We start from the raw sequence: 503 nt of genomic DNA, 5'->3' as shown, positions 1-503 counted from the left end.
TTCCTTGCCAACCCCAATCATGGCAGGCGTGCGTACCCCAACCCGTCAATTCAGCTCTTGTGTGTTAATTGAATGTGGCGACAGCTTAGATTCCATTAACGCCACCGCCTCTGCCATTGTGAAATATGTTTCTCAACGTGCCGGTATCGGTGTGAACGCCGGTGCAATTCGTGCGCTGGGTAGCCCAATTCGTGGTGGCGAAGCGTTCCATACCGGTTGTATTCCGTTCTATAAATATTTCCAAACAGCCGTGAAATCTTGCTCTCAAGGTGGCGTGCGTGGCGGTGCGGCAACCGTGTATTACCCGATTTGGCACTTAGAAGTAGAAAGCCTGTTAGTATTGAAAAACAACCGTGGCGTGGAAGACAACCGCGTGCGTCACATGGACTACGGCGTACAGCTCAATAAATTAATGTATCAACGCTTAATCAAAGGCGGCGACATTACCTTATTCAGCCCGTCCGACGTGCCGGGACTTTACGAAGCGTTCTTTGCGGATCAAG

Annotated in this window: 1 pseudogene; it reads left to right on the top strand. The window is 50.5% G+C overall.

Annotation, left to right across the window (positions count from 1 at the left end):
• A pseudogene (locus ACO59Y_RS05250) lies at positions 1-503 on the top strand (ribonucleotide-diphosphate reductase subunit alpha); the annotation flags it as partial.

This window comes from Rodentibacter sp., assembly GCF_057314195.1.
The sequence above is the reverse complement of the archived record's forward strand: the minus strand, read 5'-3'. Positions and strand labels throughout refer to the sequence as shown.